Annotated in this window: 20 protein-coding genes and 4 pseudogenes; 9 read left to right on the top strand and 15 right to left on the bottom strand. The window is 64.0% G+C overall.

Annotation, left to right across the window (positions count from 1 at the left end):
* Window positions 1–227 precede the first annotated feature (227 nt).
* Window positions 228–1,988 (bottom strand): annotated as a pseudogene (locus tag DM995_RS06715) (DEAD/DEAH box helicase); the annotation flags it as partial.
* A gap of 208 nt (window positions 1,989–2,196) precedes the next feature.
* Between DM995_RS06715 and DM995_RS06710 the strand changes: the two are divergent.
* Complete coding sequence (locus DM995_RS06710; protein WP_116968906.1) at window positions 2,197–2,583, top strand: tudor domain-containing protein; 387 nt, start codon at window positions 2,197–2,199, stop codon at window positions 2,581–2,583.
* Between the two features lie 41 nt (window positions 2,584–2,624).
* Here DM995_RS06710 and DM995_RS06705 read toward each other — a convergent pair whose 3' ends face one another.
* The 8 genes and pseudogenes from DM995_RS06705 to DM995_RS22175 all read right to left on the bottom strand — a co-directional run bounded on the left by DM995_RS06705 (window position 2,625) and on the right by DM995_RS22175 (window position 8,315).
* The gene (locus DM995_RS06705) at window positions 2,625–4,157 is read right to left on the bottom strand and encodes a methyl-accepting chemotaxis protein (protein WP_116968905.1); all 1,533 of its coding nucleotides are present in this window, start codon (window positions 4,155–4,157) and stop codon (window positions 2,625–2,627) included.
* 7 nt (window positions 4,158–4,164) lie between these two features.
* Entirely contained in the window at window positions 4,165–4,437 is a 273-nt protein-coding gene (locus DM995_RS06700; protein ID WP_157973099.1) for a hypothetical protein, read from the bottom strand.
* A gap of 218 nt (window positions 4,438–4,655) precedes the next feature.
* Window positions 4,656–5,030: pseudogene (locus DM995_RS06695) on the bottom strand (NAD(P)/FAD-dependent oxidoreductase); the annotation flags it as partial.
* A gap of 237 nt (window positions 5,031–5,267) precedes the next feature.
* Window positions 5,268–5,432, bottom strand: a pseudogene (locus DM995_RS06690) (JAB domain-containing protein); the annotation flags it as partial.
* 1,100 nt (window positions 5,433–6,532) lie between these two features.
* Window positions 6,533–6,925 carry a site-specific integrase gene (locus DM995_RS06675; RefSeq protein ID WP_232824138.1) on the bottom strand — a complete coding sequence of 131 codons (393 nt, stop codon included), beginning with the start codon at window positions 6,923–6,925 and terminating at the stop codon, window positions 6,533–6,535.
* Between the two features lie 266 nt (window positions 6,926–7,191).
* Window positions 7,192–7,596 (bottom strand): annotated as a pseudogene (locus DM995_RS06670) (DUF932 domain-containing protein); the annotation flags it as partial.
* A 126-nt stretch (window positions 7,597–7,722) separates the two neighbouring features.
* Complete coding sequence (locus tag DM995_RS22180; RefSeq protein ID WP_502696603.1) at window positions 7,723–7,962, bottom strand: DUF1232 domain-containing protein; 240 nt, start codon at window positions 7,960–7,962, stop codon at window positions 7,723–7,725.
* Window positions 7,959–8,315 (bottom strand): hypothetical protein, encoded by a 357-nt coding sequence (locus DM995_RS22175; RefSeq protein WP_232824516.1) that lies wholly within the window; start codon window positions 8,313–8,315, stop codon window positions 7,959–7,961. The genes DM995_RS22180 and DM995_RS22175 overlap by 4 nt, the downstream gene beginning before the upstream one ends.
* 149 nt (window positions 8,316–8,464) lie before the next feature.
* Here DM995_RS22175 and DM995_RS06660 point away from each other — a divergent pair, with 149 nt between their 5' ends.
* From DM995_RS06660 to DM995_RS06645, 5 genes are all read left to right on the top strand, one after another.
* Window positions 8,465–8,881, top strand: a complete 417-nt coding sequence (locus DM995_RS06660) for a response regulator (protein WP_058639974.1) — start codon at window positions 8,465–8,467, stop codon at window positions 8,879–8,881.
* Window positions 8,878–9,282 carry a response regulator gene (locus tag DM995_RS06655; RefSeq protein WP_116968902.1) on the top strand — a complete coding sequence of 135 codons (405 nt, stop codon included), beginning with the start codon at window positions 8,878–8,880 and terminating at the stop codon, window positions 9,280–9,282. The genes DM995_RS06660 and DM995_RS06655 overlap by 4 nt, the downstream gene beginning before the upstream one ends.
* A gap of 28 nt (window positions 9,283–9,310) precedes the next feature.
* The gene (locus DM995_RS21150; RefSeq protein ID WP_058771712.1) at window positions 9,311–9,520 is read left to right on the top strand and encodes a hypothetical protein; all 210 of its coding nucleotides are present in this window, start codon (window positions 9,311–9,313) and stop codon (window positions 9,518–9,520) included.
* A 306-nt stretch (window positions 9,521–9,826) separates the two neighbouring features.
* Window positions 9,827–10,057 (top strand): PAS domain S-box protein, encoded by a 231-nt coding sequence (locus DM995_RS06650; protein ID WP_353653353.1) that lies wholly within the window; start codon window positions 9,827–9,829, stop codon window positions 10,055–10,057.
* Window positions 10,058–10,087: 30 nt separating this feature from the next.
* Window positions 10,088–10,753 (top strand): putative glycolipid-binding domain-containing protein, encoded by a 666-nt coding sequence (locus DM995_RS06645; protein WP_232824136.1) that lies wholly within the window; start codon window positions 10,088–10,090, stop codon window positions 10,751–10,753.
* A 119-nt stretch (window positions 10,754–10,872) separates the two neighbouring features.
* On the opposite strand, the gene DM995_RS06640 is transcribed toward DM995_RS06645, so the two are convergent.
* Genes DM995_RS06640 through DM995_RS06630 form a run of 3 tightly spaced genes read right to left on the bottom strand, consistent with a single transcriptional unit; the run spans window position 10,873 to window position 15,955 of the window.
* Entirely contained in the window at window positions 10,873–12,777 is a 1,905-nt protein-coding gene (locus DM995_RS06640; protein ID WP_116968899.1) for a UvrD-helicase domain-containing protein, read from the bottom strand.
* Between the two features lie 2 nt (window positions 12,778–12,779).
* Window positions 12,780–14,762, bottom strand: a complete 1,983-nt coding sequence (locus tag DM995_RS06635; protein WP_116968898.1) for an ATP-dependent nuclease — start codon at window positions 14,760–14,762, stop codon at window positions 12,780–12,782.
* 14 nt (window positions 14,763–14,776) lie between these two features.
* On the bottom strand, window positions 14,777–15,955 hold the full coding sequence (locus DM995_RS06630; protein WP_116968897.1) for a Fic family protein: 1,179 nt from the start codon (window positions 15,953–15,955) through the stop codon (window positions 14,777–14,779).
* Between the two features lie 125 nt (window positions 15,956–16,080).
* Between DM995_RS06630 and DM995_RS06625 the strand changes: the two genes are divergently transcribed.
* A complete protein-coding gene (locus DM995_RS06625) occupies window positions 16,081–16,686 on the top strand; it encodes a hypothetical protein (RefSeq protein WP_198669277.1) in 606 nt (201 codons plus the stop codon).
* Between the two features lie 113 nt (window positions 16,687–16,799).
* The gene (locus DM995_RS06620) at window positions 16,800–17,861 is read left to right on the top strand and encodes a DUF3732 domain-containing protein (protein WP_116968895.1); all 1,062 of its coding nucleotides are present in this window, start codon (window positions 16,800–16,802) and stop codon (window positions 17,859–17,861) included.
* 150 nt (window positions 17,862–18,011) lie between these two features.
* Here DM995_RS06620 and DM995_RS06615 read toward each other — a convergent pair whose 3' ends face one another.
* The 3 genes from DM995_RS06615 to DM995_RS06605 form a co-directional block, all read right to left on the bottom strand.
* Entirely contained in the window at window positions 18,012–18,299 is a 288-nt protein-coding gene (locus tag DM995_RS06615) for a thermonuclease family protein (RefSeq protein ID WP_232824134.1), read from the bottom strand.
* Between the two features lie 131 nt (window positions 18,300–18,430).
* Window positions 18,431–19,684 (bottom strand): tyrosine-type recombinase/integrase, encoded by a 1,254-nt coding sequence (locus DM995_RS06610; protein WP_116968893.1) that lies wholly within the window; start codon window positions 19,682–19,684, stop codon window positions 18,431–18,433.
* A gap of 131 nt (window positions 19,685–19,815) precedes the next feature.
* Window positions 19,816–20,442 carry a JAB domain-containing protein gene (locus tag DM995_RS06605; protein WP_232824132.1) on the bottom strand — a complete coding sequence of 209 codons (627 nt, stop codon included), beginning with the start codon at window positions 20,440–20,442 and terminating at the stop codon, window positions 19,816–19,818.
* A gap of 104 nt (window positions 20,443–20,546) precedes the next feature.
* Between DM995_RS06605 and DM995_RS06600 the strand changes: the two genes are divergently transcribed.
* Window positions 20,547–21,180: intermembrane phospholipid transport protein YdbH family protein (locus DM995_RS06600; RefSeq protein ID WP_502696580.1), on the top strand; the 634-nt coding region annotated here is incomplete at its 3' end.

Raw genomic sequence — 21,180 nt, 5'->3', positions numbered from 1 at the left:
TCGAAGCGCGGCTTGCCGCCGGGGCCACCGGCGCGCGGGGCGTCGCTGCGCGGTCCGCGTGCGGGCTTGTCGGCAAAGGAAGCGCGATCGGCCTGGGTCTTCTTGTCGCCGAAGCTCTTGCGGTCGCCAAAGGGCTTTTTCTCGCCAAAGGGCTTCTTGTCCCCGAACGGCTTCTTCTCGCCGAACGGCTTGCGCTCTCCCGCGGGCTTGCGGTCACCATAGAGCTTGCGCTCGCCATCCTCGCGCGGGGAGCGGCGGTCACCATCGGTGCGCGCTTCGTAACGCGGCCGAAGCGGCGCGTTGCCGCGTCCCTGCTTGCCCGATCCCGATCCGTCGCGGCGATCGCCGCGCGGCGGCGGTCCCGAGCGCGGGCGATAGGCGGGCGGACCATCGGCGGCGGTGATCATCACGCTGCCCTCATCGCCGTCCTCGCCGCCCGAGGTGCGCTTGACCGCCTCGGCAAAGCGATCCGCGACGGCGCGCGGAATCTCGAAATGGGTACTGTCGTCGCCGAGCCGGATCGCGCCGATCTCGCCGCGGGTGATATGCCCCCGGCGGCACAGCAGCGGCAACAGCCAGCGCGGATCGGCATTCTGGCGGCGACCGATGTTCATCTCGAACCAGATCGTGTCCTCGAAGCCGGGGCGCGGTCCACGATCGCGCTGCGGCGGCGGGGCCGAAGCGTCGATCAGCTCTTCGGGCGCGGGCATCTGCGCACGGTGCGCCTGGACCAGCATGACCGCGAGGTCCTCGGCGCTGCGCTCGGCGAGCAGCGCCTGGGCGAGTTCGCGATCGGCGTCCTCGGCCTCGACCGGCGCGCGCAGCCGCTCGAGCAGGCGCTCGCGATCGGCCCGGTGGATGTCCTCGGCCGAGGGCGGGTTGATCCACTGCGCCGGGATGTTCGCGCCGCGCAGCATCTGCTCGAGGCGGCGGCGGCGCGGGTAGGGCACGATCATCAGTGCGGTGCCCTTCTTGCCCGCACGGCCCGTGCGGCCCGAACGGTGCTTGAGCGTATCGGCATCGCGCGGCAGCTCGACATGGATCACCAGCGACAGGCCGGGCAGGTCGATGCCGCGAGCGGCGACGTCGGTCGCCACGCAGACGCGTGCGCGGCGGTCGCGCAGCGCCTGCAGCGCCTGGTTGCGCTCGTTCTGGCTGTGCTCGCCCGACAGCGCGACGGCGGAAAAGCCGCGCTCGATCAGGCTCGAATGCAGGTGGCGCACGTTGTCGCGCGTCGCGCAGAACAGGATCGCGGTTTCCGCCTCGTACAGCCGCAGCAGGTTGACCACGGCATTCTCGGTGTCCGACGGCGCGACAGTGCAGGCGACATAGTCGATATCGCCATGGCCGCGCTCTTCGCTGACGGTCGAGATGCGGTGCGCATCGCGCTGATAACGCTTGGCCAGCGCGACGATCGGCTTGGGCATGGTGGCCGAGAACAGCAGGGTGCGGCGGCCTTCTGGCGTTGCGTCGAGAATTTCCTCGAGGTCCTCGCGAAAGCCCATGTCGAGCATCTCGTCGGCCTCGTCGAGCACTGCAACCTTGAGCGCCGAAAGGTCGAGCGCACCGCGCTCGAGATGGTCGCGCAAACGGCCCGGCGTGCCGACCACGATCTGCGCGCCATAGCCGAGGTTGCGCCGCTCGCGCGAGGCGTCCATGCCGCCGACACAGGTCGCGATGCGCGCGCCGGCGGGGCCATAGAGCCACATGAATTCGCGGCTGACCTGCAGCGCCAGTTCGCGCGTCGGCGCGATGATCAGCGCCTGCGGGGCCGTTCCCTGCACGACCCGCCCGTCTTCGCCGATCAGCTCGGCGGCCATCGACAGGCCGAAGGCGACGGTCTTGCCCGATCCGGTCTGCGCCGAGACGATCAGGTCGCGGCCCTGCGCCTCGGGCTCCAGCACGGCCTGCTGGACGGGGGTGAGCGTGTCATAGCCGTGCGCGTCGAGCGCGTCCGACAGAACGGCGGGAACGGTATCAAAAGGCATGGGATTTCAATTCGTGTCGAAGATGCGAAGGCTCCGCATCTTCGGCGAAACCGCGCGCGAGGCCCAAAATCCGGCATCGCTGCAAGCCTGCGCCCTTAGACGTTTTGCCCCGGCTGCACAATCTTATTCGCCCGCCCTTGTCCGGCGCCGCGATTGAGACAGTCTCATTATGGGTGTATCCTGGGCCGAAATAACAGGGAGTGAGGATATGGCGATGAGGCACAAGGCGATTACGACGGTCGCGATGGTGGCGGCATTTGCGCTGCCCGGCGGTATGGCCGCGCAGGAAGTGGGCGACTGGGTGCTTTCGCCCTGGCGTGGCAGCACGGTGCTTTACCCTGGCGTGATCGAATCGCGCACCGGCAGCATCGTCACGATCCGCTTCGACGATGGCGATGTCGAAACCCGACAGGCGAACACGGTGCGCCCGTTCGACTGGCGGCCCGGGAGCCGCATCGCCTGCCTTTGGAGCGACAACAAATGGTATGCGGCGACCGTCCGGTCGATCGCGGCGGACGGCTTCACGATGCAGATCCGCTATGACGATGACGGCGTGATCGAGAACACCAACACGGGGCGCTGCCGCACCCGCTGACTGGCCCGGCCGGATGCAAGTCCGGCCTGGAGCCCTCGCGATCAGGCCGCGCGCGCGAGCACAGGCGAGGCCGTGTGGGCGCCGCTCTGCAACAGCCGGAAGCGGCTGATTTCCTGCGCCAGCGTCCGCGACTGTTCGGCGAGCGAGCGCGCGGCGGCGCTGGTTTCCTCGACCATGGCGGCATTCTGCTGGGTGATGCTGTCGAGCGCGCCGACGGTGCCGTTGACCTCGCGCAGCTTCGCCGCCTGGCTTTCGACCGAACCGGCGATGGTCGACACGAACTCGCTGATCTGCAGGATGCGCGTGGTGATCCGCTCGAGCGTCTCGCTGGTTTCGCTGACCACCGACACGCCGAGCGCAATCTGCTCGTTCGACGCGCCGATCTTGGTCTTGATGTCCTGCGCGGCGTCCGCCGAGCGCTGCGCGAGCGCGCGCACTTCGGACGCGACCACGGCAAAACCCTTGCCCGCTTCGCCGACGCGCGCCGCCTCGACCCCGGCATTGAGCGCGAGCAGGTTGGTCTGGAACGAGAGGCCCTCGATCACCTCGATGATCTGATCGATCTCGCGCGCCGAATGCTCGATATTGGTCATCGCCACGCGGGCACGCTCGACAATGCCAGCGGACTTTTCGGCCTCGCCCTGCGCCGCGTCGAGCACGTGCCGGGCCTCGACCGCGCGATTGGCGGTGTCCGAAATGGAGTCGCTGACCGTGCGGATGGTGTTCACGGTGTCGTGCAGCGTCGAACTCTGCCGCTCGGTGCGATCGGCCATGTCGTTCGAGGCATGGCTGACATCGCCGGCGCTCTCGTCGATGCGCGTGGCGACGCCCGAAATCTTCTCGAGCGACTGGCGCATGCCTTCGAGCGCGTCGTGATAATCGGCGCGAAGCTGTTCATATTCCTCAGGAAAGGCTTGGTCGATCCGCGCGGTGAGATCGTTGCGCGCCATCGCCTTGAGCCCCTGGCCGAGCGCGCCGATCACCCGGTTCTGCTTGGCGGCGATCGCGTCGCGGGTGCTGGCGGCTTCCTGCTCCAGCCGTTCGGCTTCGCGCTGCGCTTCGGCCTGGCGCTCGATCATCTGCTCGAGCCGGAGCGAGATCTGGATGAGCACCGCCGCCTCGATCAGCACGATCACCGCATGCAGCAGCACGCGCGGCAGATCGGCGCCATCGGGAAACACCCAGGCGGGGATCAGCAGATTCGCGCCCAGATGGTGGACCGCAATGACGGCCGTCCCGGCGACGATCGCGCGCCAGTCGCACATCACCACCAGGGTGGCGAGCAGCGCGAAGAACACCATGTGCACATCCATCTGCAGGGTGCTGCCGGCGGCCTGGTAGAGCATGATCGCGGGATAAACGGGCAGGGTGCCGCCCAGGATGATGCGCGCGGTGCTGTCGGCACGGCCGCTGCGCACGATCAGGCTGGGGATCAGCGTCACGGCCACCGCGATCGCGACCGGCGCCCAGCCGCTGCCAGCGTAAACGCTGATCCCGGCGATGACGGCGACGCACAGCCAGGCGATGACGATCAGCGCGAAGGCGCCGTTCTTGCGAATTCCGGTCAGTTCCATGCGACGATCAACTCTTCCTGGGTGTAGAGGACAAACTGCCGCAGAAAATTGCGGGTGCCTTGACGACGATGCTGTTGTGTTGCCAGGCGGCTTGCGTCACCTGCTTGCGCTTGCCGTAGACCAGGACCGAGCCGGGCAAGGGGCCGATGCCCAGCAGGGCGGACCCATTACCCGATGCCCAGGCCATGGTCTGGGCCATTCGCCCACCATCCAGCGGAATGACCATCATCGGCCCTTCCTCCGGCGGCGCGAGAATGGCGGCCAGCAGCGCGAGCGTCACCACCGCCCCCTGCACGAGCAGGGCCAGGCTGATCCCGCTATCAGCTGGCCGTGCAGGGTCTTGTGGGGGAGGCAAAGACACCGACATCGCGGGTGAACATGGGACGCACTGGTAAATTTTCGCTTATCCAAAGCGATGCTGCGAAAAATATCCGTTATGGATGTAATTGCAAACGGTTGAATAACGGCGCTGGGTGGCTGAATACCACCGAAATGGTTCTAAATTGCCGTCCCGGCGGCGTGCGCGCTCGCCCATGCCCATTGGAAATTATAGCCGCCCAGCCATCCGGTGACATCGACCGCCTCGCCAATGGCGTAGAGCCCGGGCACCTTGCGCGCCGCCATGGTCTGCGACGACAGGCCATCGGTGCCGATACCGCCGGCGGTGACCTCGGCCTTGGCATAGCCTTCGGTGCCGTTGGGGTGGAAGGTCCAGCCGGAGAGCCGCTTCTCTGCCTCGCCGAGCACCCGGTCGGGCGTATCGGCGAGCCTGCCATCGCCGCCGCCAATGCGCTCGCTCAGCGTGGCGGCGAGCCGGTCGGGCAGCAGCGCACCCAGCGTGCTGCGCACCGTTGCGCGGGGTTGCTGGCGCTTGGGGCCAGGCATGGCGCGGGTCTATGACGGAAGCGGAGGAGGAGGGGAAGGGGCGTGTTCGGGGGCGCGCAATGCTCGTGTCTTTCGCGGTCCCCTGCGCAGGCAGGGGCCCATCTCCTGCCGGTCATTGTGCATGAAAGGAAACTGGGCTCCCATGGTTCAGTGCCGAAGCCCGAAAGTGTCTGACGGCACGGTCAGAAGATGGGCCCCTGCCTGCGCAGGGGACCGATAAACAGCTCAGATCAGCCCCATCGACCGCATGCTGCTGTGCCCATCCAGCCCGATGATGATATGGTCGTGCACGCCGATGCCCAGCCTCTTGCCCGCCTCGATGATCTCGCGGGTGATCTGGATGTCCTGCTTGCTCGGCTGCGGATTGCCGCTGGGGTGGTTGTGCAGGAGTCTGCTATGATCGACTAACCTGCTGTAGTTGCGCTAGAAATTGGTGATGCGTAAGTTGGGTGAGGTCGGCAACTGAGATCGGCAAATCGTGCACCTGGGTGATCCTGACCCCTCATGCCGAGGCGCGTTGATGCACGGCAGGTCACGCGGTTCTTCTCGTCCCAGGCATCGAGTTCGTCAACGGGATACAGCACGGCTTTGCCGATCTTGATGAAAGTCGGCCCGATTCTCATAGCCCGCCAGTTGCGTAGAGTGCCTATCGAGATGCTGCCACGGTAGCGCTCCGCGACTTCTTCGGCAGTGAGATATCTCCTAGGGTCCATGCTTAGCTCCACATCTCGCATTCGCGGCGCCCGCCGACGCACTTTTAGCCAAGGATCACACAAGGCGGTGCGAACACGTTCCGGCAGGTTTCCGCACGCTGGCGCATGCGGTTGCCCGCTACGAATGGGACTTTCACCTTCGGACGGGAAGGGCGGACAAGCGGTGGTAGTGGCCGCGGACACCCACGGATAAGAATCGGACGGGCCGCGCTCGTTCGGTCGGGTGGTCGACGATCGTCGCCCACGGTCCGCTTTTCAAGCAACTCCAGCACAGCGTGCAACGCGGCGCAGAAATGAGCCGAATGACCGCGCGGATCCAGTGATGAGATTGCCGATCAAGCGTGGTCAGGCTGTAAGGCCGATCTGATCTTTGCGTTTGAAGCATCTTCCCTTGTGGCTAGTCTGGGCGCTTCCTATATGACCGTCGCGGGCCGGGCCCCTCTGGCGACCATGATGGTCGTGATGTCGGACCGCATCGAGTGCGCTCGATGCCCGGGTCCGATCCTACGCTCCCGATCGAGCCGCACTCCATGACAGGGAGGCGGCATTTGGAATTCCTACTGCTCGATTGGCTCGGCAACCCCGCTTGGATGTGGCTGGGCTTTGTGTCGATCGTCGGTGTGCTGCTCGCGCTGGACCTCGGTGTCCTGCATCGCAAGCAGAAAGAGATTGGCGTGCGCGAAAGCCTCGTGCTCTCGGCAGGCTACATCGTGCTTGGAGTCTCCTTCGCCGGCCTCGTTTGGTTGCAGCTGGGCGAAACCGCGGGCATCCAGTATCTCACCGGCTTCGTCGTCGAAAAGTCGCAGCCGAGATGCGGTAGGGAGCTGCCGACAGCCGACGCGCCCGGTGAAAGGCCAGGACATCGTCGCGGCCGGCCTGCCAGACCGTCTTGCCGCCGCGCCGTTCGACAAGAAAGCGCGCCCAGACGAGAATGTCGCGGGCGTAGGAGCGCCACGTGTTCGGCGATCGCGCTCCCATAGCAGGACAGGCACGAAAGAACCGGTTGAGAGCGAGATCGTAGCTGCCGTCATCCATCAGGATGAACGGCATGCCGTGAATCAGCCCGGTGCGCTCGACCGCGTCGAGCGCACCGGGCGCGAGGCTCACTGCAAGGTCATCAAGGAAAAGCGGACGCGAAATAGTGTCAAGATCGGTAAAATACAAATGCACGCACGATACCCAAGCGGAGCGCCTTCGGCGCAACTTCATTGTTTAGAATGCGAGGGGTTCCCCTCGCGCTCTCCCGCTCGCCGCGTGGCAGGGGTGCAGGACTTAGCCTGCACCCCATGAACAGCTTGTCGTGCCGCCGCCGCGTCAAGCGTTGTCCTCGCTACGCTGCGGGAACGCTTGACCCGGACGTCTGAAGAGCTTCACCGGAGCCGTGGTGAGGCGCCTCCAATGCATGATTCTGAGACAGGATCACAGAGTCAGGATAAGGCGCGGTGCGAGGTGAGGCCGTATTGTAGGTTGATGCCCGCCAGCGGCGCCGGAAGTTGGCGCAGATAGGCGGCCGGCGCGCCGACCAGCGCGGCGAGTTGGCCGAAGCTCCAGTGCGTGGGGGCGACCGGCGCCTCGGAGCCGGGCAGCACCAGGTCGAGCCGCTCGGCATTGTCGCGGCTGGCTTCGACGCGAACGGCGGCGCTCTCGACGGTGCGGGTGCGACTGCGCGCGGCCCGCCCTTTCACCGACGCCATCAGCTCGGACAGTGATAGGTAGCGTTCGTCGGCCGGTCGGTTGAACCACTCGGACGACACGCGGCCGATTCGCTCACCTCGACTGACATCGACCTTGTAGCCGCCACGCGCATCGGGGCGGGTATCCAGGACTTCAACTTCGGTCATGACTCATCTCCATGACGAGCCGGCCGGGAGCCTCTCTCTCGACCCTCAACCCGTCACGGCGATAGCCGCTGCCCTCATCCTCTTATGGGCGCCTTGCGGGGCAGGATGCGCGGAAAACGCGGCGCTCTAGCCTGTCATAGGCCTCGACCAAAACAGCCAGAGCAGCAGGATCGCGGCCGCGATCCAGAGGATGACGATGGACGCGGCTGCCACCCAGCTGACAGGACGGTCCGCTCGCGAGTCGGCCTTCGCGCGAAACTCGGCCATGAGTTGAGGTGGGACCAGGCGCACAGCAAGGAGGATCGCCAGCGGCAACAGGACGATCTCGTCCAGATAACCGAGCACGGGGATGAAGTCGGGGATCAGGTCGATCGGTGAAAGCGCATACGCTGCGATCGCGGCGCAGACCGCCTTGGCATACCAAGGAACGCGAGGATCACGCGCCGCAAGGCGCGAATCTCGGGGTCGATACCCTCGAGCCCCTCCCGCTCGCACGCGGCGAGCGCCTTGCCGAGATCGTGTCGGACATCTGCGATGCAGCGCGCATCCGTCCACCCGCGATGGTGAAGGTAGGCCTTCAGCAACAGTTCCAATCCCCAATGGAGATTTTGGAACACATGCTCGTCGGTGCGGCCCCCGTCAGTCCCGTCGAATCGTTCTGCCGATGCGCAGAAATTTCCGCCCATGCTGCGGAGGTGTTGCACGAGAGTTTCCTGCATCTGCCTGCCCCACCCTGATCACTCCTACCGGTCACGCGCTCCGTCGGCCAGTCCGTCCTTTTTGTGCGCCGAGGCGCGCTACGGCGCCCGGCTCGTGCCGCTCCAGGAACCTGGGACCAGCTTGGGCATTGTGTCGGAAAGGGGGTGAGATGATCGAGCCTGCATCCGACTCGGAAGAAGAACGCACGTCGATACTCGTCGTTGAAGACGAGATTTTGGTAAGGTATGTCATATGCGACTACCTGAGAGACTGTGGCTTCCATGTCATCGAGGCTGGTACAGCCGACGAAGCTCTGGAATACCTGCGGTCACATAACGATGTAGGGCTGGTCTTCTCGGATGTGCGCATGCCAGGGTCGCTGGATGGCATAGGCCTTTCCCAGCAGGTGCGGCTTCTCTACCCGCATATCCCGGTGATCCTGACGTCTGGGCATCTGCTGCCGGGCGAGATCGACGGAACGCCGCTGATGACGAAGCCCTATGTACTTGGCGACGTGGCTCAGAAAATCCGTGCCATTCTGGACGACGCGGGGGGCGGTTTCACGTCGAACAGTGAAGCGGTATGACTAGTCCCCATATCCTGTTGGTGGAGAACGACGTGCTCGTGCGGAAGCCGCTCGCTGAATATTTGCGCGACTGCGGCTATAAGGTGGTTGAAGCCCTGAATACCGATGAAGCGGTTGAGGTGCTGACCACGGGCAGCGCTGCCATCGGCATCGTGCTGGCCGACGTGAGCAGCCCCGGCAAGATCGATGGCTTCGGTCTTGCGCGTTGGATGCGGTCGAACGGTATCGACGCAAAGATCATTCTCGCCGGCACCGTCCAGAAGGCGGCCGCCAAGGCGCAGGACCTCTGCGAGGACGGCCCGCTGTTGTCGAAGCCCTACGATCACTCGCTTCTGCTCAATCGCATCAAAAGCGAAGTGGCGGCGAGAGCGCGAAACGGAAAGCCGGAGTCTGACATCTGAGGTCGGCGAAGAGCGCGAAGAGCAAACGATGGACTGCAAAGAAAAGGCGCGCCTGGTCATTGATTACGAAGCAAAAACGGCCAGTTTTTCACGCGCTGTGACGGTTTTTCAAGGCAAGTTGGCGACGTCTGCAAAGGAGGAATACGACCGACTGCAACGGCGTGTCGACGAGGCGCGGGTTGAATCGGAGGGCGCCCGGCTCGCGCTGGAACGCCATATCTCTGAACATGGTTGTTGAACTGACTCTGCGGTACGGCGGTGCGATTGACGGGTGCGTCTCCCCTGGCGGTCGCGCGCGAGAATATTTCGCGAGGGAGGAGGAGCGCCCGGTCCGGGAAATTGAAGCACCTCGCGCGCGAATGCGAGGTTCTGGGACGACCAGCGGGTGGGGGACGCGGGGCGGTTTCAGGGTCGCGGCTGCAGTGGTATCGGCGTAGGAAGAAGGTCGGTCTGCTTTTGGTCCGAACGTTGCGGGTTGCCCTCCCTGGGCGATAAGCTTTCAGTGCGATGAAAAGCAAGTTCGGCCCCAAAAATTGCTTACGAGGTGCTCGTCCAAAGCGTTGTGGACTACGCGATTTACTTGCTCGACCGCGAGGGCCGCGTGTCGAGCTGGAATCCAGGCGCGGAGCGGATCAAGGGCTATTCGCCGGGCGAAATCCTGGGCAAGCACTTTTCCCGGTTTTACACCGAAGAGGATCGCCACGCCGATGTGCCCGAGGCGGCGCTTGGCCCAAGCTTGGGCGGTGACATTCAGTTCGAGACTGCCGTCCCCTGAGCCGCGTAGCGACGGGCTCTCGCGCCAATCATGAAATTGTCCGTGCCGCTCGCATCAGGTCGAGGTGATGGGCCACGGCTGGCGAAGATGAGCACTACATCTACGCTTTACCACAATGATGATCCGATCCGGAGGTCGAACGTGACTATCGTGGCAACTGCCTTTTGGCGACGGCTGGATACGCTCGGTCACGACGCGTGCCGTTTGGAGCAGTGCGGTAGTGGTTGGCGTATCGAAGGAACCGCCGTCTTTCGCCGTAAGGAAGGCCCGGCGTGCATTGCCTATCGCGTCGAATGTGGCGCCGATTGGAAAACGGTGCGCGGAGACGTTCGGGGTTTCCTTGGGCGCCGACCTATCGAATACCTCATCGTTCGACAGGGGACTGAGTGGACGCTGAACGGGGAGGTCGTGCACGGCTTGGATCATCTCGTTGATCTCGATCTCGGGTTCACGCCTGCGACGAACCTGCAACAGCTTCGTCGCGTTCCGATCGCTCAAGGCTGCGCCGCTCACATCTCTGTTGCATGGCTCGATGCCGAGACAGGTGAGTTGACCGAACTGGACCAGCGATACACGCGACGTGGCGAATCTGCCTTCTGGTACGAGGCACCGAGCGCCAGCTACGAAGGCCTCCTCAAACTCGCGCCGGATGGCTTCATTCGGCATTATCCTACTCTCTGGAAGGCGGAACAGTAGCGTAACGGCGGCGGCGACGCCGCGCCCCAGCGTAGATTTGGCGGGGCAATTGGAGCCAGAAAGCAGCTGCCTCACAATTCTTGAACCTGAATCTCGGTGCCTCGGGCTGGACGGAGATTTCAGGCTATCTGGATGGTCTGAACGCCGGCCTTGCTGAGAAGGCCGTAGAGGGTGGCGATCTTGGTGCGCGCCCCGCGTTTGGCGCAGTAGGTGAAGACCACCCTCTGCTTGGCCCGCGTGAACGCGACGAAGAAGCCGGCGGTCGCCTCCATTTGGTCGCCAGCAAAACTCCACCAGGCGCCGTCATCAAGCCCGACAAAGATGACGCTATGGTATTCGAGCCCCTTGCTCTTGTGGATCGTCATGAGCGGAATGGCATGCAGGCCTTCGTAGGTGTCGAGGGTCTCCGTCCAATCTGCGGCGTCGGCCGATGACCCGTGCAGATGCACTGCGGTGGCCTCAACGACCTTCTCAAACCACCCGCCCTGCGCATAGGCGGGATGAACGGCGATCAGCCGTTCACGGCCGACGAAGCAAAGGACGTCATCAACGATGGTCCGCGCATCGGCTTTGGACGCTGGCGGTTCGGGATGGTCGGCGCTGAGCTGGGTCGCTTGGGCGTCGAGCTCGCGGGCGAATATTGCCTGGGCGGCTTCGTCCTCGGGAGAAATCCCGCGCAAAGCCCCCAGCGCCTCCTGGCATTCGGTCCAATGCCGACCTGCGCGTTTCGTCATGGCAAGACGTAGAACCTTGACCAACAGCTCTGATGCTTCTTCCGCGAGAAGCTCTTGCAACATGACGGCGCCGACGGTTCCGGCCTCGTTGCGAAGCGGGATTCCCGCGGCTCGAAAGGCTGGCTCGAGTACGGCCGCATAGTCGACCGCCTTCTGGCGCACGAGCAGGACGAAGTCGCGAGGGCCGAGCGCATGGGCCTTCACTTCGCCGGCGACGAACCGGGCCAGCCGCTGTGCTTCGATCTCGGGACTCGAGAAGTCCCAGATTGCGCAGCTTTCGCCTGCAATCGTGGTTGCCGTCTTCGAAACGGGCTCTACCGCACGAGCGTCTAGCGCTTGCGCGAGGACATGCTGGATGCGCACGAGCTCGGGCGACGACCGATAGTTGTTGTAGAGCGGCGTGCGCTTGCCGCCGAAATCGGCGTCGAACGCGGAGAATGGATCGTCCATCGCCATCGCCCAACGCATGATCTGCTGCTTATTGTCTCCCACTGCAGTGATCACTGCATCGGTTCCGAGGAAGATCGTTCGCACGAGATCGTATTGGATCTGGGTGGTGTCCTGGAACTCGTCCATGAACAGGTGCGAGTAGGTCAAACGGAGGGCGTCGCGCGCCATCGGATTGACGCGCAGGAGCAGTTCGGCGAGCCGTCCGATCATCGGGAACGACAGAAAGGTCTTCTTTCCCTCGTGCAGCGACGATTGCCAGAATCGATCCGCCGCCCACTGGCCGACTGTCGGGTCAGGCCAGCCCAGAACGGGAAGCGGTGAGCCTACGAGCAGCGAGCGCTCGAATGTCTTGATGGAGATCGCCTGGAGGTCAGCGTAGCTGCCTATGGCTTTCGGAGGCGTACCGACATCCTGGAACAGAAATCCCCGAAAGGCCGTATCGTTTGGGAACATGAGTTCATAGTCGGGTCGCGGTCGCCATCGCTCGGGCAGCGCTTGGCCGAACCGGTCGACCAGGCTTTTGGCGAACGCGTCGAAGGTCATCGAATCGAGACGGCCGGCGTGGCTGCGATGGCAGCGCTGGCGGACGCGGGCGGCGAGATTGGTCGCGGCGTCACGCTTGAAGCTGATCGCGAGAATGCGCCGCGGCGGCGGCGCGATGCCGGTCTGCAGAAGATAGGCGGCGCGCTGTGCGAGGAGCTCGGTCTTCCCCGCACCGGGGCCGGCGATGACCGAGCGGTTGTCGGTGGAGCGGACCACCTTGATCGCGTTCGCTTCGAGGGCGTCGACACCGATCGGCTTCCAATCGTCGGGTCGAACCCGTCGCGCAAGCACCGCCATGGTCAGTCTCGCCGCAGGCATTTGGCGATATGGTTGAGAAGTTCCGAAAGCAACGGCGGCATGTCCTCACGCAAGGCCTTGGTCTTGATGTGGGTGAGCGCCGCGAGATGTGTCGCCGGCTTGCTGTTCGTGATGAAGTGGTAGCGATAGGCGGGCAGCAGATCCGGGTAGTCCTTGTAAGGTCCGGTGTAGAGGGCGAGCCCTGGTCCAGCTGTGCCCAGGACGACTTCGGCTGCCTTATCGACGGCCATCTTGGGTCCGCCCCCCTTGGGTATAACTGCTTCATAGGCGTCGGGAAAAGCCGCGATCATCGCCAGGTCGAGGTCGAGCGGCGCGGAGAAGTAGACGGCGTGAGGCTTCAGGCAGTCGACCCATCCCTTGAGCAGCTTGCGGTCATCGGCATCCTGCCACGTGTGCATCTTGGCGAAATCGGCGTCCGATAACATGCCGCCTTCGATCTTGAGCAGGTTAGCCTTCGGCACGCCGAATTCGATAAGTTTCTCGATCGCGGTCTTCACCCGGCCGAAGCCGCCGCCGCTACGGCCGAGGTCGAGATCGAGCAGAGTCGCGTGTGGAATGCCAAGGTGCGTCAGCAACCGCCAGAAATGCTGCACATGGCGCCCGCCCAGCGGCACGATCGCGACGAAGGCAGGATCGATCAGGAGGTCGAGCGCTTCGGCGAGACGCGGGAGGACGATCCGCTCCGAGTCCCCTTCGACGAGAAGGACGAAGCGTGCGAAGTAGAGTTCCGGGTAGGCGAGCATGGCGCCACGGACGAACTTGGCCGCCTCGTCTATGCCCGTCGGCATCTTGATCTTCTTGACGGACGAGACGCGCGTCTTCGGGTCGCTGCGGCAGTAGCGAACCTCGCGCGGGTTGACCCGGCTCAGAACCGCCGGGGAATGGCTGGTGACGATCGCCTGGGCGCCCCCGCCGTCGGTGAGCGACCGGACCTGACGAATGATCCGGGCAAGGAAGTACGGCGACAGGTGGTTTTCCGGCTCCTCCAGCGCGAACAGCGTGAGTGCGGGGATACGCAGCTGGTCGTCAAGAAAGCCTTCGACCTTGCCCGCGACGACCTGGCGCTCAAGGTCGAAAACGGCCGCGGCCAGCGCGAAGTAGAAGAGCGATTGTTGGCCGTCGCTCAGCGCGTCCAGGCCGCGTTCTTGGCCGTCGGGGCCTTGGTCGAAGATGACCGCGATTTTGCTGACGATTTCTTCAAACCTACGACTAACGAGGCTGAGCCGAGGCTTGGTGTCGACGACATCGTCATGGAGGTCCGACCAGCGTGTCTGTAGGGCCTTTGCGATCGCCGCGATTGCTGCCTCGCCCTCAAACGCGGTGGCCAGATCTTCGCTCGCGCCCTTTACGGCGTCCTCGGTGTCCGATGACCATTCAATGGCGCGCAGCAGGCGCGCGGCGAGCGCTCCGGTCGTGGCGCGGATCTGAGCGGCGGCATCGCGACTGGCCGGGGTGTAGTAGAGTTGGATGAGGCCGCGATCGGCCGCAGAGACGGGGTGGCGCTTGTCGTCCGGGGGATTGTCGTCGAGCGTATCGACCCAGAACAGCTCCTGCGACACCTCGCCCTCGACGGTTCCGTCGTCCTCCCAACGCGCTTCGAGCCGCAAGCGACAGACCGGTGCTTTGTCTGCACGCTCGAGCTGCATGTGCCGAAATGACGGTGCGATGGTTTCGGGCGTGGCGGTGCCGTCGGCCAGCTCGGGCAGTCCGATCAACACGTCAATGAACAGGTCCTTCGGCTCACGGTCATCGATGTCCTCGTCAGCTCCGACATGAAAATCCGACCGCTGCACGGTGCGTTGTGCGCGCGAGACGCCGAACAGCTTCGACAAGGCGTGGAGGAGCGCGGTCTTGCCGGCCGCGTTCGGACCAACGACGGCGGTGATCTCCGAGGCAATCGGCACCGTGATCGGGTCGGGGCCGAAGCAGCGGAAGCCGGACAGGGTGACGCTTTCTAGACGCACAATTTTCTCTCGGGTTAGGCTGCGGGCAGGGGATCGGTGCCCTCGCTGAGGATTGCGAGATAGCGGCGATAGCCGAAGACGCGACCGCGCCGCCGGCCGGTCACCTCCTCGACGATGCCGAGGCGTTCAAGATCGGCAAGCGCGGCGTTGACGGTGGGCGCGGACAGGCCCGTTCGCTCGACCAGCAGGTTTGCGGTGAGATAGGGGTTCTGCTGAAGGAGATCGTGGATGCGCAGCGCGGAGCCAGGGCGTTCGCTCTCGCCGGTGATGCGTTCGCGGTCGTGCTTGAACAGTTCGACGATCCGGGTCGCGGCGTCGAAGGCTTGGTTTGCCGTATCCGCAACGCCGGTCAGGAAGAAGTCCAGCCAAGCCTCCCAAGCCCCGTGTTCGCGCACCTCCTGAAGCAGCCTATAATAGTCGGCGCGATGGGTCTTCAGATAGAGGCTCAGGTAGAGCAGCGGCTTTCGCAGCACGCCGTGAACGCAAAGGTAAAGCGTCACCAGCAGACGCCCGATACGGCCATTGCCGTCCAGGAAGGGATGGATCGTCTCGAACTGGACGTGCAGGAGGCCCGCCTTGATCAGCGCCGGCAGTCGAGACTCGTCCTCGTGCATGAAGCGTTCAAGGGCGTCGAGGCAGCCATCCAACTCCGTCGTTGGAGGCGGGACGAAAAGCGCGTTGCCTGGTCGGCTGCCGCCGATCCAGTTCTGCGAGCGCCGGAATTCGCCCGGGCTCTTGGTGCCGCCCCGCCCGCTTTGCAGAAGCCGTGCGTGCATTTCGCGGATCAGGCGGAGCGACAGCGGCAAGTCCTCAAGCCGCTCCAGGCCATACATCATTGCGTCGACGTAGTTCGAGACTTCGCGGATGTCGTCGATCGGCTGCCCGGCCTGCGCCTCGGTCTCGAAGCGCAGGAGGTCGGTAAGGGTGGATTGGGTTCCCTCGATCTGGGACGAGAGGACGGCCTCCTTCCTCACATACATGTAGAGGAAGAGCTCCTGGCGCGGCAAAAGCATGGTTATGCCGTCGAGGCGGCCCAGCGCGCGTTCAGCTAGGCTCAAACGGTCCAGCAGCGTGAGCACGTCGATCGGCGGCGCCGGGGGGAGCGGCGGCGGCACGAAGGCACGCACCGTCTCGCCGGCGACGGGGGTTTCGACAAAGCGGCCCAGCCGCTGATTGGGTTCGGGATCAACCATGTGCGCCGATTATGGCAACCCACCCTTATTTAAGCAATGCCCACTTGGCTTAAATAGGAAATGGGCTAAGGTAAGTCAGCTTAAATAACGAGGCCTGATGAGAAGTGGGAGGCTACAGCCAGCGCGTGCGCGACAGCATTCTGCCCCTTTCGGTGGCCGACACGCTGCCTGCCGCCTTCGCCGAGTGGTCCTTCACCGAAAACACGGTCGACCACGAGACACCGATCGAGACATGCGAACTGTGCGGCCAGCAGGACCTCAGATATCACTTCGAGATCGCCAACCCATATACCGAGGCAGCGCTCTGGGTCGGCTCACATTGCATACTTCAATTCGACGTCGCCGTCATGGAGAATGGCCGGCGCCTTTCGCCCGAGGAGGCAAAGCGCCATCTGGCCAAACTTACCCAGCGGATGCAACTGGAGTCCTGCATCCGTGCGCTGGAACAGCTCGCCACGAAGGAGGTCAACCCGGTGCTGTCGGGCGCGCTCGACTACTACCGGCGCAACAAGAAGCTCACGCCCAAATATGCCGCCGTGGTGTTCTGGAAGCTTCGGACGTTTCGGATCGACCACCACCCCTCCTTCTTTCAGGTCGAGCTTCGCCGCGCCCAGCACATCGAGGACCTGCGACAGATGCCGACACGCCGGGTTCATCGCTTCTGGAGCGCGCTGAGCGCGGGACAGCGCCGGAAGGCGGTGGAACTCGGACATACTCCCCCAGATGAATGATGGGGGACAGGACTGGGCATTCTGTATTGCACGAGCGGTCACTTACATTGAAGGTGATCGCTGTAATTACCGAACCGAAGGAATCTTCATTTGAGTAGGGGCCAGAGCCAGGGATGAAGCCAGCCAGCACGCACGAAGCCAGCGCTTCGGCGACTGGCTACCTTTTTCAATGCCGCTACGCCTTGCTCGCCGGTCTTCAGGCTATCGCCAAGTCGCCCCAACTGGAGATTTCGATCGAGAAGTTCGACGATGTGGGGTTCGAGGTCAACGGTGAGCCGACACAGCTTATCCAGACCAAGCACCATGTGGGCAAGCTGGGCAACCTGACGGATGCCAGCGTCGATCTGTGGAAAACGTTGCTCATCTGGACCAAGCGCGTGACGGAAGACGTCGAGGCGCCCTTCAGGATCAAGTTCGTCCTGTTGACGACAGGGTTCGCGCCAGATGGGTCAGCGGCGGCGCTCTTGCGCATGAGGGAGAACGAGATCCTCCGCGTTCAACAGGACAGCTTCATTCTACAGGCGCGAACAACCGGAAAGATCACTCAGTATGTCGAGACCGCCAGCACCGCCGACACCAGCTCAGGGCTGAAATCGGCCATCGCGGCAAGCCGGATTCGGGTTGCGGCGCTGGAGCGGGAGCTCGACGCCGAAGCGATGAAGGAAAAGCTTGATGCCTTCTTGAACATTATCGGCCGCTACATGACCCAGTATTCTGACGATCTGGAACTGGAGCACCGAGGTAGCCAGCTAAGGCTCGACATCAGGGCCCTGACGGTCGTCGCTGATACTCTTGACGGTCCGGTCCCTTTGTTCCGGATGGGAAGCGGCGAGAATTGGGTCGGCTACCACGTCCTGGCACACCTGGCTCTCCATAAATGGTTTCGTCAAAAGAAGCGTCCCGTGCCGGGGTTCATCATTTTCGACCAGCCATCTCAAGCTCACTATCCACCGGACCGCGATGCGGAAGGTTCAATCGACGGGCTTTCCGACGAGGACCAGACCGCCGTGCTGCAGCTCTTCAAGCTGGCGGCCGATGCAGCGGCCGAACTCGCGCCGGAGCTGCAGATCATCATCATGGATCACGCAGACCTAAAGCCGGAGTGGTTCGCAACGGCGGTGATCGAGCGATGGAGGAAGGGCGAGAAGCTCATTCCCGCGAGCTGGTTACAGTGAGTTTGCGGGATCAGCCCGCGCGGGGTCGGCGATGGCCGGCATGTTGCTTCGGCACCGAGGCAGTATCTCATCGTCTGTGCGAAGCGGGTCCACAGGAGCTTGGACGCTCGAGCGACAGCGGGTGAGCCTAGGGAGCTACAGGTTCTCGGGCTAGCGGCCGCCCTGAGGCGCGCCGATCTGCCGCAACAATGTTCCGATCGATCGTCCGCTGATCTGGCAGACGGCGATGACGCGGTCATAGACCTGCACGCGGCCATTGCGGCCACGCACCGCGGTGCAGAAGGCCCCGCGGCCGAGAGCGACATCTTCCAGTGCTGCCTTGGCACGCGCTCCGATTGGGGCGTGAAGCTCGGGCGCATCGAAATCCGCCAGGCGGACCTCGATCCAAGTCGTCGGATCTGGGGAATCGCCGACGCACAGGCCGTCGCCGTCACCCACGTAACGGACCTGGCCCGAAAAGGAGTGACCGGCGCGAGTGGGGACCGGTGCTGTGCACGGATCCGCAGCTGCCGGGGTCGCAGCCGCCCCAGCGGCCAAGACGCACGCCACGATCATAAGTACGCGCGAGATCACGCCGCCTGCTTCGCTGGCCGGCGGACGGGCTTCTTGGCCAGCATGGTGCGGGCGAACTTGTCCCAGCGCGCCATGCCAGCTCGCTTCTCTGGCATGTAGTTCCAGCGGTCGTAGCTCTTGGAGCTAACGTCCTGCAGCGCATGGTTCTGAATGCGATCGCGGATTTCCTTCGGCACGCCAGCCTTGCCTGACAGCGTCTTCCACGTTCGCCGCAAGTCGCGATTGGTCACGACCGGGATGACGCCGCGGTCGCGCTGGCGCCACATAAAGGCATAGAGCGTCCCATGGCTGACGGGCTTCGATGGATCCTTCGCCGAGGGGAAGAACCACCCATGTTCGTTCGGCTTAATGGAATCGAGAAGCTCCGCCGCCAAGGACGGAACAGGGACCGCATGAGGCTTGCTGTTCTTGGTTTTTGACCAGTCGAGAATTCGTTCGCGGGAATCCCACTGATCCTTGTGAAGGCGCGCGATTTCCTCGACCCGCTGGCCCGTGAGCATCAGGATCTGAACGGCCCGCAGATAGGGCGGGTGCACCGGCACGTCGGGGCATTCGAGCCATCGCCAGAGCTGGACAAACTCATCTTCGTCCAGCCACCGGGACCCGACGACCTTAGGCTCAGTCGGGATACCTGCCGCCGGATTGTAGACCAGTCGAAATCGGCGCGGCGACGTGTTTCGATAGTCGTGCTCCGATTTCATTCCCCAGCTGTAAGCTGCGCGGATGTAGCAGCGGACGTGGTCCGCCATGGCAGGGGCCCCACGCTCAAAGATCGGGCGGAGCACCTCCGTCACCTCGTCCGGCTCGATCTCCCGGGCAAGGCGGTTGCGCCCAAGAGTGTCGGCTACCTTGTTCAGTCCTTTCTCCGTTTCCTTCCAGGACGGCTTACCTGCTTCTTTGAGCGAGGCGACGTAGGCTTCGAAAAGGTCGGCGACGGTTCCGGGCCGAGCATCGGTGACGATCTTGATGCTCCGACCCTTCTGGATCGCGTCCGCGAAGTCGCGCTTGAAAACCTCTCGGGCTGCGGCGAGCGACATCGATGGATAGTCGCCGAGTTTCGCCTTGATCCGCTTACCGTCGCGCCATTGCTGGGCCATCCATTCCGCCAGCACCCGCTTAGGCATCGGCCGCACGACGAGGACCAGGCGGCCCACGCCGCGTCCCTCGCCGTCGGCCAGGGACTTCTGCTTTCCGGTCAGTTCGACGTCCTTGATGCTGCGCCGGATCGCGCCATCGGTGAGGCTGCCCATGCTACGTCTCCCGAAAACTGAGGGCGGTAGTCAGTCGGTTATTGGGGTCGGAATGTGCTCCGATCCCCCAATTACCGCCCTCAGTTTGCCCCAGTCACCGGAAGCTTTTCAAGCCCAAAAATCGTGGTGTTTCAATGTGCTTGGGCGTGATCGAGCGTGATCGATGTGGGTCTAGTAGGATGGTTGTGGACGAGGATAAGCGACACCGCGCCGAGGTCGAGCGCGCGCTTGATCACTTGGCGCGTGTAGATCGCCGCCTGATCGACCGAGCCTTCGGACATCACGTCGTCGCTTATCAGCATGTTCTTGGCGTTGAGGAACAGCACGCGCACCCGCTCGCGGGTGAGATGCGCCATGTCGAGCCGCAGATAGTCGAGCAAGGCCTGCCAGCTCGACAAGATGGGCTGGCGGCGGACGGGTTCGCTCACCAGCCGTCGGGCTGCAACCTGGACGATCTTCAGCGCCGCCGCGCTGGTCTCGCCCATCCCGGGCACCGCGCGCAGCGAATCGCCATCGGCGGTGAGCACGCCGGCGAGTGAGCCGAAATGGTCGATCAGCTGCTTGGCGAGCGGCTTGGTGTCGCGCCGCGGGATCGCCAGCGTCAGCAGATATTCCACGATTTCATGATCATGCAGCCCGGTTCCGTCGGTGTTCAGCAAGCGATCCCTAAGCCGGGCGCGATGCCCTGCGCCATGATGCCCGCCCGCAGGCAGATCGGGCAGTTCGGCATCGGCCAGCAGGGGCAGCGAAGAGGGCATGGCTTGAGGTTAATCTTTCGCCCCCAGCCGGGCAAACGCTTTGTCGGAACGGCTTTGCCGCTGCGTCGTTGCAACGCGATGCTTTGCAAGCCATGCAGGTGACGATGACCGACCCCGATATCCAGGCCGAGGCGATCCCGCCCGAGCGGCAGGTCCGCGCGTGGCGACGGATGGCCTGGCCGCTGCGCGCGGCGCTGTACGGTGTCGCGCTGCTCGGTCTGGCGGGGCTCGTCGCCTGGACCCAGCGCGAGGATATTGCGCGCAACCTGATCGGTAACGAACTCGAGGCGCGCGGGATCGAGGCGCGCTACGACATCGAATCGATCGGCGTCGGGCGGCAGACGGTGCGCAATCTGGTGCTCGGCGATCCGAAGCGCCCCGATGCGACGATCGCGCGGCTGAGCGTCGATGTCAGCGGCGGGCTGTTCGGCCTGCGCATCGACCAGGTGATCGTCGAGGGGCTGCGCGGCTATGGGCGGCTCGACGAGGGGCGCGTCAGCTTCGGCAGCCTCGACAAGCTGCTCTATACCGACAGCCAGGAGCCGTTCCGGCTGCCCCGGCTCGATCTGACGCTGCGCGACACGCGCGTGCGGATCGAAAGCTCCTATGGCACGATCGGGGTGAAGGCGGATGGGCAGGGCAATCTGCGCGACGGCTTCAAGGGTCAGTTGGCAGCAATTGGTGCGCGCCTGGGGCAGGGCATGGCACGTGCCGTCTCCACCGGCGCTAACGCCACGG

Source organism: Blastomonas sp. UPD001 (assembly GCF_003426715.1).
Taxonomy (GTDB): Bacteria; Pseudomonadota; Alphaproteobacteria; order Sphingomonadales; family Sphingomonadaceae; genus Blastomonas.
This window is presented reverse-complemented; position numbering and strand designations above follow the sequence as displayed.